Below are 16003 nucleotides of genomic sequence, written 5' to 3'. Positions count from 1 at the left end.
GCACGCCGCCAGCGTTCGTCCTGAGCCAGGATCAAACTCTCCAATAAGGTTTTTCCGGGCGGTTACTTCACCCGAATCACTCCGAGGAAATAACCATCCGAAAACTATCGAAAAGAGCGATTCGCTCATTTTGAAACATCTGACGAGAATTTACATTCTCAAGATGAATTTCTAAAGCGTACAAGACGCTGTGAAAATCATCAGTTTTGGAATCACCGAAGTGAATCCCGATACTCACTCGTTGTTCAGTTTTCAAAGATCAAGCTCGTTGTTGCTTTCGATGTTCTCGTCAGCAGCAACTCTTATACTATATCACTTCCGGTCGTTCGTTGCAAGCTCTTTTTTAATTTCTTTTTTCGAGCTTGGCGTCGATGCTTTTCAGCATTTCTTGGCCGGAATAATAATATACCATACTTTCTAAAGAACATGCAAGCTTTTTTTCACATTTAATTTATCACCTCATTTCTATATACTGATCAGCAACTTGATTAGGATTATTACGTCCATATATACAGCATCTATTATGTATACCGGAGGGACACATGGCCAAGGAAAGCTTTGATAAAGAAATCCAGTTTCTGCGCATGCTTGTGTTGACCAGCGGGGCTTACAGCCGCCAGCAGTTTGCTGAGCGCCTCGGCATTTCAGTCCATACCTTCGATAAAACCGTTAAGAAACTGAAGGAAGTCGTTCAGACAATGCAGGAAGATCTGCCTGAAGAGCTGGACAAAGATTTCACCAATACCTTCAGGTACAACTATTATGACTCCGCCGAACCGGTGCTGCTGTTTCTGTTCCGTGCCAAATCGCTGAAGGAATCCGAGTCTCTGCGCCTCTCCCGCATTCTTGCCGGGCTGAGCGAACGGCCGATGACCCTGAAGGAGCTGCTGGAGCTGTGCTGCAGCGGAGAAGATCCGGAAGGCATTTTCCCTGATGAGAAAACATTGCGCGGAGACCTGAAGTACCTTGAGGAGGTTGGAGTGCTTGCAAGGCAGCCCGGGCCGCGTCCATACCAGTACCGTCTGTATGACGATCTTATCCGGCAGCTGTCCGATGAAGAACTATGCGAACTGTTTGATTTCGTTGATGTGATGGCCAATACACAGGTCCCCTCGGTCCAGGGCTACTTACTCCGCGACAGCCTCAAAAAGCAGCTGAACCGCCGGAGCCTGACGGAGCCTGCAGCCGATCCTTTTTTATATAAATATCATTACTATTCCAGGATTCTTGATGAAGCACACCTCTATCCCCTGGTATCGGCTATGCGGGAGCACTGTAAAGTGCAGTTCCTCTACTTCTCTCCAAAGGAGGGCAAGAGCTACGCAGCCAAACCGACCAATCCGCTGTTCGGGCGGGAATCGGTCGGCAGTCTGGAGAAGGTGCTGCCGCTCAAAATCATCTATGACCATCAGTACGGCAGGTGGTATCTGCTGGCAAGCGACAAACGCAAAAGCATCCGCAAGTACAGGCTGGAGGGCATCACACAAATTACCGAAGCCGAGTCTGTCGCCGAGGAGCTTTTCCTGGCTGAAAAAAAGCTGCTTGAGGAGCGTCTGGCCTTGAGCTGGATGATCGATACGACGAATCCGGTGACGATCCGCGCCAGGTTTCTTCACCCGCTGCCAGGCACGGGAAATAATTTTGTTAAGGAACGGGTGCTGCTGCAGGGACAATGGGGCGTCATTACCGAGGAGGACGGGCATTCTTTTATATATGAGATAACTGTTAACGGGTTCACCGAAATCAAGCCCTGGCTGCGCAGCTTCGGCTCCAGCTGTGAAATCCTTGAGCCCCTGCAGCTGCGTGAGGAACTGATTCAGGAATGGAAGGAGCTGCTCGCCTATTATGAATCCTTTTGAAAAGATTTTTAATTACAGGGTTCTGTCCAGACTGGAGGACTCCGGAGCCTTTCTGTCCACATCCCACGAACGCTCCTGGCTGAAGCTGATGCTGGAGCATCCCTCATCGGCCACGGCCTTTTCCGGTCCTACTCTCGATAAGCTCCGCAAGCTGCTGGAGCAGGACGAGAGCATTCTTTTGCACGATCATCTCACTCACAAAGCCTCCAGCAAAGAGCGGCAGGTCTTCCATCCGCTCCTGCGGACGCTCCGCCGATGCATTCAGCAGAAACAAGGGGTCCGGCTGACTTTCACTCTGAAAGACGGCCTGATTAGCCCGAAGCAGTCCGGCCTCCCTTACCGCCTGGAGTATTCCATGGTCAAACGGGAATGGTATTTGCTGTGGTACAGCTGGAAGCGGCGTAACTTCTTGAGTGTCCGGCTGTCCAAAATAGCTTCCATCTCCGAAGTCCCTGTTCACCCGGAAGCTTATACCGCAGCACTGGACGATATTCACCACCTTCTGGAAAGCCGGAAGCAGCGGGCCGTGATTCAGGTGCAGCCGGAATATAACCGTGAGCTGTCACGCATCCTGTACGCTTTTTCCTGCTTCGAGAAGGAAGTGCATTATGAAGAGCAGACGGGTACCTACTCCATTATGTTGACCTATCTCGGCAATGAGGGTGAATATGTGTTGTCCAAGCTCCGTTTTCTGGGCAAAAGAGTGCGTGTCATCGAAGGCAGTCTGCTCAAGAAACGGATGCGTGACTCGGCTGTAAAAGCACTCACTCAATACGGGGTCTTGGAGCGGCCGGCGGAATAACTTGCGCTTATGCATTAACCCTACTGTGAACGGGCATAGTAAAGGCAGTTCTGATCAGGCTGTGCTCACATTCCATTAGGAGGCCGACAAGCATGAACACGCATGAATTCGTAGCAAAGTTTCAGGAGAACCAGCGCAAGGCAGAGAAGAACAAGCGCCGGGGCCAGGGCTCCCCGCAGGCAAGACTGGCCAATAAGCAACACAGCACCAACAAGTAAGCCGGATTGGCCGAATCCTTACGGCATGAATCATTCACGCCATTAACCCTCAAAAAAGCAGCAGCCGCTTCTGTGTGTACAGAGCTGGCTGCTGCTTTCTATTTTTTTAGCTGACACGTTTGAAGTGTATTATTATTTACTCAATTTTGCTACATTAACGGCTACCTTTTCCAGTTTAGCCTTGCTGAGCGACTGATCCGGTGAGCTGATTGTTACATAGCGGTCGTCCAGTTTGAAGGTCAGCATCGGGATATCGGAAGGTGTATACCATTTGGCGCTTGTTCCATTCGAAAGCTTCACTGCAGTTCCATCATAGTCATAGGAGTAATCACGCGGCGAAATGTTGACACGCATATGCTTGAACAGGAAGGATACGCCGTCCTCGCCGCCGCCTACACTGACAAAGCTGTCCCCGCTGATCATCTGGGCTGGAGCATAAGCTGTTTCAAAGCCCTGATAATTTGCGAATGCTTTGGTAATCTGCTCCTTTTGCGCCGCGCTGTAATTTATTGCTGCCAGATTGATAGTGGAGCCACTGTCCGGTGTCCCTGTACCTGATGTCGTTCCAAGCACAACCTGATTAGCGGAGGCGTCGAAGGTTACCGGAACCTTGAGTGCATCGGCCAGGGCACGCACCGGCAGGTAAGTCGTATTATTGTAGGTAATAGGGGCAAGTGTTTTGCCGTTCCCGTCTACAGGCGTATAAGCCGTTCCGTTAACCTTAAAGCCGATGCTGTGATTTAGATAGGCGCTGATCTTCTGCAGATTTGTTCCGGCATAGACACCTGCTGAGCCTGTTACGGCCATTCCGAACACCATGGTTGCTATGATCATTTTTTTGCTTTTCATTGAATATCGTCTCCTTTGGGGTTAGCTTTGTAGTTTGTGTTGTTCCTTGCTATACATTCATTTAACCATGGACTTGTTTCGAACTTGTATCCGGATTGTAAAGAAGGATTTCAAGGCAACGGTAATCAATATCATCCTGCAAAATAAAGCAGCCCGCGCAATCACAAGGATTACGCGGGCTGCTGTGTGTAAATAATCATTATTCGCTGCCGGAGGCAGCAATCTGGTAGACACCGGTGTAGAGAATGTCCCGGTACCGCCGGAACTCCTCTGCGCTGACAGAACAGGGATAGGTCATGATACGCAGCGGGAGCTCCTGCTGGCCGGAGCGGAGCGGAGGCTGTACATAATCATAAGGATTGAGATGAAAACCAAGCCGTTCATAAAAGCCGATTCTGCGCTGCTCCAGCTCTCCCGCCGGCGGCTCCACCTCCAGCAGTACCGGTTTGGCGGAAAGCGCAAGATAGCGGTTCATCAGCCTGCGGCCGGTTCCGCCGCTTCGGGCATCCGGGCTGACTGCAATATGTTCAACAAAGCGCAGCTCCGGAAACTCCCACGCTGCCAAAAAGGCAATAATCCTGCCGCCTTCATCCTGCTCGGTATAAAGCCGGTAATGAGGGTTGTCCAGCAGGGCCTTCTGGCCGCTGTAGGTCCTTATCTCGCTTACTGGAAACGAGGCTTCCATAATGGCAAAAATCGCATCAAACTCTGCAAGCTTCATATGTATTCCTCTCTTTCCATCAAGGTATTAGGGTAACTACAGATTTGTCAGTTCAGTTGCCGTCCGGGCAACATGCTCATAAGCCCGGCTTAATTCCTGCATGGACTGTCCCTGATGCTGGGAAAAGCCTTTAATTTCCTGAATCGAACGGTCCATCTGCAGGATTGCCTGCTTCATCCCGGCCAGCTGGCTCTGAATATTCTGTACCAGCGAATGGCTGTCACCGGCCAGCTTGCGGATCTCTGTCGCCACGACGCCAAAGCCTCTTCCCTGCTCCCCCGCCCGTGCCGCCTCAATTGCTGCATTTAGCCCGAGCATATGCGACTGGTCGGCAATTCTTTTGACAGAGGACAGGATCTCAAAGCTGCTCTCAATATCACGCACCATGTCCTGGGAGTGGCTGACCAGCTCATCGAGCCGCTGCGACACGCCCAGCGCCGAACGGGTCACCTCTTCCGAAGTAGCGGTCATTTCCTAGACCAGGGACGACAGCTCCTGCGCACCATCCTGAAGAGACGCGGCACGGTGGGTTGAAACCATCGCAGCAATAACGCCGATTACCGTTCCGTTTTCGATAACCGGCACCGCCGAAGAAAGATAAGAGACACCAAAGGCTTCAGGCCCCCGCTCCTCACGCTGAACTGCTGCAGTCTCCATGGCTCTGTAAGATACGGTCCCTTTGAATTTTTCTATAGGAGCCCCTACCGGAACCTTCAGATCAATCTGCTGACCGGGAAGATACGCCAGCACCTTCTCCATATCAGCCAGCACAAGAGCCGCATCTTCCGGATACGTCTGCTGGATTACACTAAGCATGTCCTGTAATTCTTGTAGTTTATTCATCTGCATGGGCCTCAACCGCCTGTTCCTTGAAATAAGACTCTGCACTGATTATAACATTGCCTACTATGATAAATATTTCAGATTCCGCTCAAGGTCAATACGACAGCAATAACAGTCACAAAACCTTCTTGAAAGATATTCCCACTGATTAGCATCTGGTACTAAAAGAACATGGTATACTATAATAGCTGCACCATCATGTTTATTTAGGAGAGGTTCATTTGGACAATCAGCGTTTCATTGCACCTGAAATTTATAATCTGACTTCGGAAATGGATCAGCATCCGCCGGATAAGATCGCGCTTAAATGGCTGCATGAGAATGGAAGCTGCGAGGAAATTACCTACGGGGAGCTGCTCGGCCAGGCCAACCGGCTGGCCGGCGGGCTTGCCGGACTGGGTCTTCATAAAGGCGACCGCGTGCTGGTCATGGTACCGCGCCGCATTATCGCTTATGTTATCTATCTGGCCTGCCTCAAGCTGGGTCTCGCTGTCATTCCTTCCTCCGAAATGCTGCGGGCCAAGGATTTATCCTACCGCCTGCGCCATTCAGAGGCCAGAGCAGTCATCGTCTGGTCAGAGGTAACCGGAGAGGTCAACAAAATCACCGATGATCTGCCGGCTCTCGACTACCGCCTGTCTGTATCCGGTAATAAAGAGGATCTGGAGGAGGGCTGGAGTGACCTGGAGAGCCTGATGGACGGACAACCGGAACTCCTCGAGACACCAGTCACCAGCCGCGACGATATAGCTATTCTGGCCTATACCTCCGGCACTACCGGCAATCCCAAAGCTGTGGTGCATTCCCACGGCTGGGGTTATGCCCACCTGCGGATTACTTCCCCGCAGTGGCTGGAAATCCGCGAATCCGATACCGTCTGGGCAACGGCAGCGCCGGGCTGGCAGAAATGGATCTGGAGCCCGTTCCTGACGGTGCTCGGCAATGGGGCTACCGGCTTCGTGTACAACGGGTCCTTCCATCCGGACCGTTATCTGCAGCTGCTGCAGGATGAAGGTATTCAGGTTTTGTGCTGTACCCCTACGGAATACCGTCTTATGGCCAAGACGGAAGGGCTCTCAAGATATGACCTGTCCAAGCTGCGCTGTGCCGTGTCTGCGGGCGAGCCGCTGAACCAGGAGGTCATCAATACGTTCCAGCAGCATTTTGATATCACCATCCGGGACGGCTACGGACAGACGGAAAGCACGCTGATCATCGCCGCCCTGAAGGATGATCCGATCCGGATCGGATCCATGGGCAAATCCATTGCTCCCGGCATTGCTGAAGTCATTGACGAGGACGGAAATCCGGTTCCTCCGAATGTAGTAGGCGATATTGCTGTGCATCTCAGTATGCCGGCCCTGTTCAAGACCTACTACAAGGATCCAGATCGCAAGACCAATGCCTCGCATGGCGAGTATTTTGTAACCGGCGACCGGGCGCGCAAGGATGAGGACGGTTATTTCTGGTTTGAAGGCCGGGGAGACGACATCATTATCAGCTCAGGCTACACGATTGGCCCGTTTGAAGTGGAGGATGCGCTGATGAAGCATGCGCTGGTTAAGGAATGCGCCGTTGTTGCCAGTCCTGACGAAATCCGCGGTTCTGTCGTCAAAGCCTTCATTGTCCTGAAGGACGGAAATACAGGTTCGCCAGAGCTGGTCAAGGAGCTGCAGAGTCATGTCAAAGAGATGACAGCCCCTTACAAATATCCGCGCAAGATCGAATTCATCGCCGATCTGCCGAAAACGACCTCCGGCAAAATCCGCCGCGTAGAGCTGCGTGAGCAGGAAAAACGCGAGGCGCAGCAATAATTGCCCACAGGCAGCAAAAAGCCCCGTGTTCCGCTTACAGCGGAGCATGGGGCTTTGTTCGTTATTCCGACCAGTACTGCGCTCCGGGATTCAGCTCTGTACCAATCTCGCCTTCTTTTATCAGATCGCAGTCCAAAAAGCCTTCTTCATCCAGAAAATAAGCTTCCTGCTTATAGAATTCACACAATGTCTCCAGGAACTTCTCCGGGGAGTTGTACATCACAACCAAATCACCAAAGTCGTTCAGCAGGTCACAGATCACTTCCGAGCCGTCTTCCCGCTGCCATAGACAGATAAAGTCACTGCCGTAGTTAGTCAGGACAGGATACACCCTGCCGCCTGCGCTGTGTCCCTTCTCCTCCAGAATGGAAGTCAGCACCTGCATCTCCTGCGCATACTCGGCAATATGAATCAGCCGGTAGCCGGGAATGAATTCGATCAGGCTCGGCTCTTCTTCTTCACTGCTTGTCCCGGCGACCTGGCCGTAAATGACCTTCAGGAGCTCGGGTGCCTCCGGAGCAATGTCCGTAATTGCCTTGCTTCCTTCCGCGCTGTTCCCCAGGCTGGCAATATAATCAGGCCGGAATCCCGCAGAAAGCTCCAGATACTCCCGGAATTGTGCAGCCAGCGGAGCGTCATGAGAATCGTTATGCATATTGAATATTGTCACCCTTTACTATTTTGCTGAAAGCCACTGCTTCTCCAGCCACTTGTCGAATTCTTCGCCCTTCTCGCCTTCATAGGCATCGTAGATATCGATCCGCATCTTCTGCAGCTTCTCCTTGAAATCTTCGTAGGAGTGCTCCCTCGGAAGGCTCTTCTTGATGCGCAGCATGATCTTGCCGATTCCCTTGAACAGCTCAGGCTTATTCTTGGAAGGGGCAGCAACCTCTTCGCCGAATGCAATCAGCTTCCGGTATGCAGCTTCTTGAACGGTATATACAGGATCGCTGGTCATCAGACGATTCAGGATATCAATAACTTGCTTGTGGTTCCAGTTGCCCAGCTCTTCTACAGCCGCCAGACGCGCTCTCCAGTCCGCAGTACGGCCAGCCGCCTTCTTCAGCTCCGAATAGTTCTCCGGCAGCTCTTGATTCAGTTCTTCATTAGTCAAAAGATACAATCCCCTTCTTGGTTAAATCTGTTGGTAGTGCAATTCTACCGTTTGCGCTGCTTAATTTCAATCTTTGGCACCGAAATCACTCTGCATACCAGCGCGGAATCAATCTGTGAAAATCATCGTAATCTGAAAAAGCCTGCCCGGCGATATCCATCATGCCCTGAACCTCAGCTTCCCCGAACGGAATGGCCCATTTAATTGAAAAAAGCGAGCTGTACGCCACATAAAGTGCCTGTCTCTGCCAGAACACCTCCGGCGGCGGACCTGAGAAATAGCCGTCCAGCTTCCCTTTGGCAAAGGGAATACTCAGCCTCCGGTCAAAAAACTGGACCTTGTAGAACTCCTCGGCGTAATCGGCAATATCCCAGCGGTTGAAGTCAATTACACCAATTCCGCCCTCCGGGGTGTACAGCAGATTGCCGGCATGAAAATCCCCATGGTGATATACCTTCTCTACATTATGAATGAGCCCGATGTTCTCCTGGACATAACGGATAGCAACAGAATCATTCGCCATACGGTAAGGACAATCTTCGTACTCCCTGATCCTTCTCAGGATCTTGGCCTGCATCGCCGCTTCCCAGCCGGGCAGATCCTTATCCGTGCGGATACTGTGGATCCGGCGGAGAATTCGCCCTGCCTCTGCCCCCAGCTTATACTGCTCCTCTACAGGCAAATCTGCCAGGCAGTCCTCCAGCGGCACCCCCTCCACCCAGGTCAGCAGCATATAAACCTGTCCATCGGTGCAGGTGCCGAAACGCAGTGCCCGTGACATCGGAAAATCCAGCTCGTTAAACTTCCGGATGACTGCAAACTCTGCTGTTTTCCGTTCCAGTGTGTCTGCCGCCGATAGGCGGAGCAGCAGCTTCTCCCCTTCCTTATCTTCTATATAATACTTCCTGTCGGCTGACCAGCCTTTTAGCACCGGCTCAATTTTCTGCCAGGTCTCTGCACCGGGAATGCCCGGCATGCCGATATCCGTCATTGTCAAATCCTCCGTATCTGCTAGTGATTGTCATATTATATCGGAATACCCTGTTACATTCGACCTATAAATGCGTTATAAGAGTTTAAGCCTGCTGTAATCCGGGTAATTCTATTATTTTTAATTTAATACATGCATTACCATTTTCAAATTGACATGGCTCCATCACGGGTGGTACGCTCTCTGTGCGTTCTTTAAACCGAACAAAAACGGCTCCAAACCTACCTAAAACCCAGTAAGGAGAGTCCCTATGACTGACCGGTATACCCTTGACAAAGGGAGCTTATCTAAGGAAATATCGCTTCTTCTTCACTTGCTCACTACAGACTCACCCGATGAGCTGGCGCAGCAGAATCCCGAAACATTCACGGAGATCGACTGGAAGCTGTTCATCCGGCTTACGCTGCATCACCGTGTCTTCCCTTTCCTGTATCCGAAGCTCAGCAGGATGCACAATCAGCTTATTCCAGCCCATGTCAGCGAACGGCTGCAGCAGGAATACCGCAGCAATACTGTACGGATGCTTCAGCTCAGCGGGGAAATGGCCCGGATCGGGAAAGAGCTGAACAAGCTGGGAATCCGCTCGCTTTTTCTAAAAGGGCCTGTGCTGGCCGAGGATTTGTACGGTGATTTCTCCCTGCGAACCTCGCGTGATCTTGACTTCATGGTGCCGATAGACCGGCTGGCAGAGACGGAGAATTTTCTGCTGCGGCAGGGGTATGAGAAGATCGAGGTGTATGAGAGTATTCTCGGGGACTGGAAATGGCGGGAGCATCACTTAACCTTCAATCATCCGGACAGCAAAATAAAGCTGGAGGTCCACTGGCGGTTAGGCCCCGGCCCTTCTGCCGAGCCGGATTTCGCGGAGCTGTGGAAGAATGCGCGGACAAGTACGCTGCTCGGGTCAGATGTACGTTATCTGGGCCGCGAGGACTTATTCCTCTTCCTGGTCTCGCATGGTGCGCGCCATGCCTGGTCCCGGCTCAGATGGCTGCTCGATATTAAAATGCTGCTGCTCCAGCAGCCGGACAATGAGCAGCTGCTCCGGCTGCTGAAGCAATATAACTGCGAAGCGATTGCCGGCCAGACGCTGATTCTTGCCGCTGATCTGCTGGGCGCTCCGGTTAATGACAGGCTGTCAGCCCTGACGGAGAAGCCAAAAGCAAAGCGCCTGGCACAGGATGCTATTTTTTATGTGGCACGGATGGTCAATCTGAATGACCCACCGCTGGAGCCGGAAGTAGAGCTGCATTTCAAAGCCTACAAACCGGCGATTCTGACCACCCGCAACCGGCTGCTGCGTGCAGCAGGCTTCCTGTATCCTTATGCGGCGGATGCCCGGACGCTGCCGCTGCCGAAGCCGCTGCATGTACTGTATTTTCCGCTCCGCCCGTTTCTCTGGAGCTGGCGCAAGGTGACTGGCCGGGAGGAAACGTAGGCTGCTTATATTTAGTTATGATGAACGAAAGGCAGCCCCTGTTCGCACACCGTAGGTTAAAATGGAAGTGGAAACCACCATTTCAGAGCTACATGCGAAAGGAGCTGTTACTATGAAGAATACCATAAAATACGTCGGTTTGGATGTGTCTAAAGAAAAAATTGCGGTGGCGATTGCAGATGAGGGACGGGATCCTGCACGGTATCATGGCGCGATTGCCCACACCCCAGATGCTGTAGGGCGATTGATTCGGAAACTTCAAAGCTCAGAGGTCACACTGGAAGTCTGCTACGAAGCCGGACCGACGGGGTATGACTTGTATCACTGGCTGACGAAAATGGGGATTTCATGCACTGTAATCGCGCCTTCCCGTATTCCTCAGCGTCCTGGTGATGCCATAAAAACCGATCGGCGGGATGCCGAAAGATTAGCCCAGCTGCACCGCGCAGGGGAATTGACTGCCATTCATGTGCCTACCCCGGAAATAGAGGCCCTTCGCGATCTTGTCAGAGCCAGAGAGAACGCCCGGGAAGAGTTGCACCGGGCCCGGCAGCAGCTTATTCATTTCTTATTACGGCACCAGATTCACGCCCCGGAAGGGATGAAAAAACGCTGGACCCAACGATACCAGCAGTGGTTATCTACCCTGACGTTTGAGCATGCTGCCCAGGGCCGGGTATTCAGCGAGTTACTACAACAACTACGCGAAGTGGAAGAGCGAATCAAGCGGTTCGAAGCCACGATGCGAGAAGAAGCAGGCATCTGTACGTACGCGCCTGTCATACAAGCACTGCAGGGCCTGCGAGGCATTGCTCTGCTAACCGCTGTGACGCTAGTGGTCGAGATTGGTAACTTTGAGCGATTCCGCTCACCGGCCCAGCTCATGAGTTACCTCGGACTGGTCCCACGGGAATACTCATCTGGAGCCAGCACAAAACGCGGACGTTTAACCAAAACGGGAAATGCAGCCGTACGGCGTACACTCGTCGAGTCGGCCTGGAGTTACCGTCACCGTCCAGCGGTTAAAGGGGACTTAGAAAAACGCCTAGAAGGGCAGTGTGCGCATGTCCAAGAAACGTCATGGAAAGCCCAAGAACGGCTACACGGCAAGTATTTAAAGATGGTCAGACGAGGAAAACACCGAAACTTGGCCATGGCCGCAGTCGGACGTGAGTTAATCGGATTTATCTGGTCTATTGCGGTAGATGCAGAGCAAAGAATAGCGTAGTACAGAGAAAGCATGCAGAAAAGCAGGTTCCAAAAAGTGAATCTTTTGGGCATGGAGACAAAGAGAAAGGTTCGAGGAGAATCCGCGATTTCCAACTGCACAGGATCGATGGATCTGACGTGCGATATTAGTTTACGGAAGCTCCTTCGACGTAGGCATAACATGTGGTAACCAACCCACGGATAGCAGTGTGCCAGCCGACGACTCGCATTTTGTCTCTATGCCCAAGGGATTGAAAACACCTTGGTTTAAAAGGGTGACAAACAGGGAATTGACAAATTCGTTCATAGCAGTTGGAAAATCGGCATCTAATTGTCAGATGTTTGCCTCCTCCGGGTAATTAGATGGAAAAATGACACTTAAACTCGTTGAAATTGCCCTCTGAGCGATAAACAGCCCAAATTAAATGCCTTGTTTCCAACTAATGTACTGTTAGATCAGATATACACTGAACTCAACAAAGCCCCAGCCTCTACAGTGAGTAGGGACTGGGGCTTTGTTGATATACTTCCTTTTGGATCATAGCTACATGGCCTCCTGGCTGCTGAGCAGCCGGCTGAACATTCCGCCTGTTTCGGACGCCAGCCTGCCGTAGACTCCCTGCTGGATCACCCGGCCCTGGTCAATCACCAGGATCTGATCAGCCCCGCGGATGGTGGACAGGCGGTGGGCAATGACAATCAGCGTGACCGAATGCTTCAGCCGGTCCAACGCCTCCTGAATTTTCTGTTCATTCTCGGTATCAAGCGCGCTCGTCGCTTCATCCAGCACCAGGATCGACGGCTTGCGGATAATAGCCCGGGCCAGCACCAGCCGCTGCCGCTCCCCGCCGGACAGGCGGATGCCGCGGTCGCCGATCAGTGTATCCAGCCCTTCAGGCAGCCTGCGCACAAACTCGGCTGAGGAGGCGAATTCCAGCGCCTCCCACAGCTCCTCTTCGCTGGCATCCGGCTTGATCATCGTCAGATTATCGCGGATTGTAGCGTTGTAGAGGAACGGATCCTGGGCTACATAACCGATAGAGCGGCGGTAGGATAGCAGGCTTTCACCCGTAATCGGCGCACCATCAGCCAGAATAACCCCTGACTCAGGCTGCATCAGACCCATAAGCAGGTCAACGAGTGTACTTTTACCGGCACCGGAACGTCCGACAATGGCAGTCATGCGGTTGGCCGGAATCTTAACATTCACAGCCTGCATGGAATATTCAGGCTTCTGAGGGTCATAACGGAAATGGACGTCGCGCGCTTCCAGGCCTTCCTTGAGCACCATAGGTGCAGGCGCTTTCCCGCTTCCTGCTGCAGGGCCCTCTTCAGCAGCCTGCAGGCATTCCTCTTCCATTTCCTTAAGCTGCTTAAAGGAAGGCAGGACAGAAGCAAGCTGTTCCATCAAGGACTGCAAAGAGGAAAAGGTCGGCCACAGTCTAGCAAATACCAGAATGACCAGCAGCAGATTCGGACCCTCCACATGAAGGAACCGGAACGAAACGAAGATAAAGAGGGCGATCAGCAGAGTCGAGGACATTTTGTAGAGCAGCTGGGAGTTGGAGCGCAGACGGGTATACTCCAGCTGTTCATTCTTCACCTCTCCGGTAAAGCCATGCAGCCATTCCAGCCGCGATTGCTCCAGATTATTGCTCTTGATGTCCTTGATTCCGTTCAGCTGGTCGGTAATACCGGCAAGATACGTTTTGCCAAGCTGTGTGCTGCGGCTGCCCAGCTTTTTGGCTTTGCGGATGAACCTGCGCGAGAACAAGGACAGCAGGACGGCACAGACAATCACGGCGAGTGTCATCTGCGGCGACAGCCAGAAGGCAAAAGCAATCTGCACCAGCGTGAACAGCAGCGAGGTCAGAAACTGCAGGAAGCAGCTGATGCCTGCAAGCACCCGGGCGATTTCCGTAGTCATAAGATTAACGAGGTCGGAGGTTCTTTTTTTCAGGAAAAAAGACCACTCTGCCCGCAGCAGGGCACTATATACTTCATATCGCAGCTGCCGGCCGTAGGTCTGCTGAATCTCCACATTGCGGACCGCCACAAAGCGTGCAATCAGATTCTGGCAGAGCACAATGCCGATGTATGAACCCAGCACCAGCAAAAGCGCCGTTGTCTGCGGCAGCTCTGATATAAAGCCGAGCATAGGGAGATTAAAGGCGGCTCCCGCTCCTGCCCCGCCTAGCTGCAGGCCGGCCATCCCGAGCATCGGCACCAGCAGCAGAATGGCCGAGCTCTCCAGAAGACCGCTGATGACCATGCCGAGCAGATTCAAATACAGCTTGACTCCAGACAGCTGCTGAAGCTGCCGGACATAATAGATAATGGCTTGCATGATCCCACCTCGATTACTCGGCTTGTATCACCTTGGCAAATTTCTCGACCACAACAAATCCCCGCATCGCATCGTCACCGGACACATAATACGGCCCGCTGCGCAGCCAGGCATGGGCAATCATCTGCCCCTGCTTATCCCTGGCTACCCCCATGTACAGCGTGCTCTCGATTCCGCGTTTTTCGAGCATATTCAGAGCGGCAACGGCTCTGACCATGCAGGTGCTCTTCCAAGGGGTGAGCTTGCTCCCGCCCCGGATCGCCCGGGTAATCTGCTGAATGCTCGGTACATCGGCAGCCTTAACTTCCGCCGCCGTTTCCTGAGACTTCAGGCCAAGCTGTGGTGCCGTTCTGGCAAAAGGAAACAGGAGGCGGATTCTTGCCAGAAACAGGCGCCACAGCGCCTCGGGGAGAAGCGCCAGGACAGCCCGGTCCTGGATGAGCAGCCGCTGCAGCCTCTGGATGCCCGTCATGATGCAGAATCGATGGCGATCAGATCCTCAGCCAGCAGGCTGTGCACAAATTCGAGTACATCCCGCTCTGCAGTCTCGGCTGGAACATCGAAAGTCTGCTGAATAATCTCCACGATCCGGCTTACCGGCGCAGGTTGCGCTATCGCCGACCAGATTTCTCCGCCAACCTCGCCCAGATTGTAATACTTGCCGTTCTGGATATTGAGCATCACCTTCTCACCGTCCATGTCGCTGGCGATATTCCCCGGCTGCTGGACAAGCACAGTTTCAAGGGACAACACGTTTGCAGTACTCATTATTAGCCCTCCTCTGTCATTGGTTGGATCGTGTCGTAGATCAGCTCACTCTGCTGCGGGGCGCTAAACCCCTGCTGCGGCCGGGTAATCCGGTAGATTGGCAGCCGGTTCATAAAGGAGGCCAGCATACCGAAATGCCATTCCCGGATGCCGGTCCGGTCAATCATCGCCTTCTGATAGGTGTGATTGAATAACGTGTGGAACCTTTCCATTCCGTTAACCGGCTGCACGGTTACAGGTCCGTTCTCTTCGGATACCGCCAGTTCGAATATGCCAGCAAGCGGCAGCGGTTCCTTTTGAAAACGGTCATGCACCGGAACGGCAAATTTGGTCTCCCGCTCAAACAGCGGGCGGTAGCCGGACGAATTCATTCCCATATAGTCCAGACTCTGCTGCCACAGCTTCTGCTGGGGATAGCCTGGAACTGCAAGCGGCTTGCCATCCTGCACTATAACGGGAATAACGTCGTCACTAAGCATGAGATGCCCCTGCTCCATCAAATAAGAGGCAAGCGTCGATTTACCCGCTCCGGATTGTCCGACAAGCGCATAAGCCCGGTTATTCAGGACAAGCGCACTTCCGTGCAGCGGCAAAATCTGTTTCTGCATAAGCAGAACGCCCATGCAGCTCCCCAGAATATACAGCCGGACACTGTCCATATCGGCTCCGGCTAACGGATCAACCGTGATCCGGATTCCATCCTGAACGGAAAAGACCGCCCTGCCCTTCACCTCGAACATAACCTCTCTTGCCAGAACGCCAACACTCGGGGTAATCTTGGGAATGGCTTCCCAGCGCTCTGCAAGCTCCCCCCGGATGACTGCCACACTGCCGTTTAATCCCGGCCCATCTGCGAGTGGAAGCTCCGGTAAAGGAAATTCGCTGAAAATCTGCAGGCCGAAAGCTTGATAAGCCAGACCTTGAACTGTACTTGCCATACCCGTTCCTCCCTTGCCTAAAGATGATGGAAATAGCCCTTATCCCCCTCCAGCAAGCTCAGGGGGATGAGGGCTTCTCGTACCAAATGCTC

17 protein-coding genes are annotated in these 16003 nt (G+C 52.7%); 6 read left to right on the top strand and 11 right to left on the bottom strand.

What is annotated here, in order from left to right:
* Positions 1-542: 542 nt before the first annotated feature.
* The 3 genes from BLR64_RS19815 (at position 543) to BLR64_RS19805 (ending at position 2879) form a co-directional block, all read left to right on the top strand.
* On the top strand, positions 543-1859 hold the full coding sequence (locus BLR64_RS19815) for a helix-turn-helix transcriptional regulator (RefSeq protein WP_090716775.1): 1317 nt from the start codon (positions 543-545) through the stop codon (positions 1857-1859).
* On the top strand, positions 1846-2661 hold the full coding sequence (locus tag BLR64_RS19810; RefSeq protein WP_090716774.1) for a WYL domain-containing protein: 816 nt from the start codon (positions 1846-1848) through the stop codon (positions 2659-2661). The genes BLR64_RS19815 and BLR64_RS19810 overlap by 14 nt, the downstream gene beginning before the upstream one ends.
* Before the next feature lie 92 nt (positions 2662-2753).
* A complete protein-coding gene (locus tag BLR64_RS19805; protein ID WP_082708158.1) occupies positions 2754-2879 on the top strand; it encodes a DUF4023 family protein in 126 nt (41 codons plus the stop codon).
* Between the two features lie 132 nt (positions 2880-3011).
* On the opposite strand, the gene BLR64_RS19800 is transcribed toward BLR64_RS19805, so the two are convergent.
* From BLR64_RS19800 to BLR64_RS19785, 4 genes are all read right to left on the bottom strand, one after another.
* Complete coding sequence (locus tag BLR64_RS19800; protein ID WP_090716772.1) at positions 3012-3728, bottom strand: stalk domain-containing protein; 717 nt, start codon at positions 3726-3728, stop codon at positions 3012-3014.
* Positions 3729-3927: 199 nt separating this feature from the next.
* Positions 3928-4449: a GNAT family N-acetyltransferase gene (locus BLR64_RS19795; RefSeq protein ID WP_090716770.1), complete on the bottom strand. Its 522-nt coding sequence runs from the start codon at positions 4447-4449 to the stop codon at positions 3928-3930.
* 36 nt (positions 4450-4485) lie between these two features.
* The gene (locus tag BLR64_RS19790; protein WP_090716769.1) at positions 4486-4920 is read right to left on the bottom strand and encodes a methyl-accepting chemotaxis protein; all 435 of its coding nucleotides are present in this window, start codon (positions 4918-4920) and stop codon (positions 4486-4488) included.
* Between the two features lie 3 nt (positions 4921-4923).
* Positions 4924-5292: a hypothetical protein gene (locus tag BLR64_RS19785; RefSeq protein ID WP_167360736.1), complete on the bottom strand. Its 369-nt coding sequence runs from the start codon at positions 5290-5292 to the stop codon at positions 4924-4926.
* A 272-nt stretch (positions 5293-5564) separates the two neighbouring features.
* On the opposite strand from BLR64_RS19785, the gene BLR64_RS19780 reads away from it, so the two are divergent.
* On the top strand, positions 5565-7106 hold the full coding sequence (locus tag BLR64_RS19780) for an acetate--CoA ligase (RefSeq protein WP_090716784.1): 1542 nt from the start codon (positions 5565-5567) through the stop codon (positions 7104-7106).
* A gap of 61 nt (positions 7107-7167) precedes the next feature.
* Here the strand turns inward: BLR64_RS19780 and BLR64_RS19775 are convergent, their stop codons facing one another.
* The 3 genes from BLR64_RS19775 to BLR64_RS19765 all read right to left on the bottom strand — a co-directional run bounded on the left by BLR64_RS19775 (position 7168) and on the right by BLR64_RS19765 (position 9211).
* Complete coding sequence (locus BLR64_RS19775) at positions 7168-7761, bottom strand: hypothetical protein (protein WP_090716766.1); 594 nt, start codon at positions 7759-7761, stop codon at positions 7168-7170.
* Positions 7762-7782: 21 nt separating this feature from the next.
* On the bottom strand, positions 7783-8220 hold the full coding sequence (locus tag BLR64_RS19770) for a HEAT repeat domain-containing protein (RefSeq protein WP_090716764.1): 438 nt from the start codon (positions 8218-8220) through the stop codon (positions 7783-7785).
* 85 nt (positions 8221-8305) lie between these two features.
* Positions 8306-9211 (bottom strand): phosphotransferase family protein, encoded by a 906-nt coding sequence (locus BLR64_RS19765; protein ID WP_208607202.1) that lies wholly within the window; start codon positions 9209-9211, stop codon positions 8306-8308.
* Between the two features lie 250 nt (positions 9212-9461).
* Between BLR64_RS19765 and BLR64_RS19760 the strand changes: the two genes are divergently transcribed.
* Together BLR64_RS19760 and BLR64_RS19755 are read left to right on the top strand one after the other, a co-directional pair.
* Positions 9462-10649, top strand: a complete 1188-nt coding sequence (locus BLR64_RS19760) for a nucleotidyltransferase domain-containing protein (protein ID WP_090716763.1) — start codon at positions 9462-9464, stop codon at positions 10647-10649.
* Positions 10650-10761: 112 nt separating this feature from the next.
* Positions 10762-11877 (top strand): IS110 family RNA-guided transposase, encoded by a 1116-nt coding sequence (locus tag BLR64_RS19755; RefSeq protein WP_090716761.1) that lies wholly within the window; start codon positions 10762-10764, stop codon positions 11875-11877.
* A 525-nt stretch (positions 11878-12402) separates the two neighbouring features.
* Here BLR64_RS19755 and BLR64_RS19750 read toward each other — a convergent pair.
* From BLR64_RS19750 to BLR64_RS19735, 4 genes are read right to left on the bottom strand one after another with little or no spacing between them, the layout of a single operon-like run.
* Positions 12403-14205 carry an ABC transporter ATP-binding protein gene (locus BLR64_RS19750; protein ID WP_090716759.1) on the bottom strand — a complete coding sequence of 601 codons (1803 nt, stop codon included), beginning with the start codon at positions 14203-14205 and terminating at the stop codon, positions 12403-12405.
* Positions 14206-14218: 13 nt separating this feature from the next.
* Entirely contained in the window at positions 14219-14677 is a 459-nt protein-coding gene (locus BLR64_RS19745) for a lasso peptide biosynthesis B2 protein (RefSeq protein ID WP_090716758.1), read from the bottom strand.
* The gene (locus tag BLR64_RS19740; protein WP_090716757.1) at positions 14674-14973 is read right to left on the bottom strand and encodes a lasso peptide biosynthesis PqqD family chaperone; all 300 of its coding nucleotides are present in this window, start codon (positions 14971-14973) and stop codon (positions 14674-14676) included. The genes BLR64_RS19745 and BLR64_RS19740 overlap by 4 nt, the downstream gene beginning before the upstream one ends.
* Before the next feature lie 2 nt (positions 14974-14975).
* On the bottom strand, positions 14976-15911 hold the full coding sequence (locus tag BLR64_RS19735) for a phosphoenolpyruvate carboxykinase (ATP) (protein WP_090716755.1): 936 nt from the start codon (positions 15909-15911) through the stop codon (positions 14976-14978).
* Positions 15912-16003 lie beyond the last annotated feature (92 nt).

The sequence above is a fragment of the Paenibacillus typhae genome (assembly GCF_900099765.1).
In the GTDB taxonomy this organism is placed as follows: domain Bacteria; phylum Bacillota; class Bacilli; order Paenibacillales; family Paenibacillaceae; genus Paenibacillus_AQ; species Paenibacillus_AQ typhae.
The sequence above is the reverse complement of the archived record's forward strand: the minus strand, read 5'-3'. Positions and strand labels throughout refer to the sequence as shown.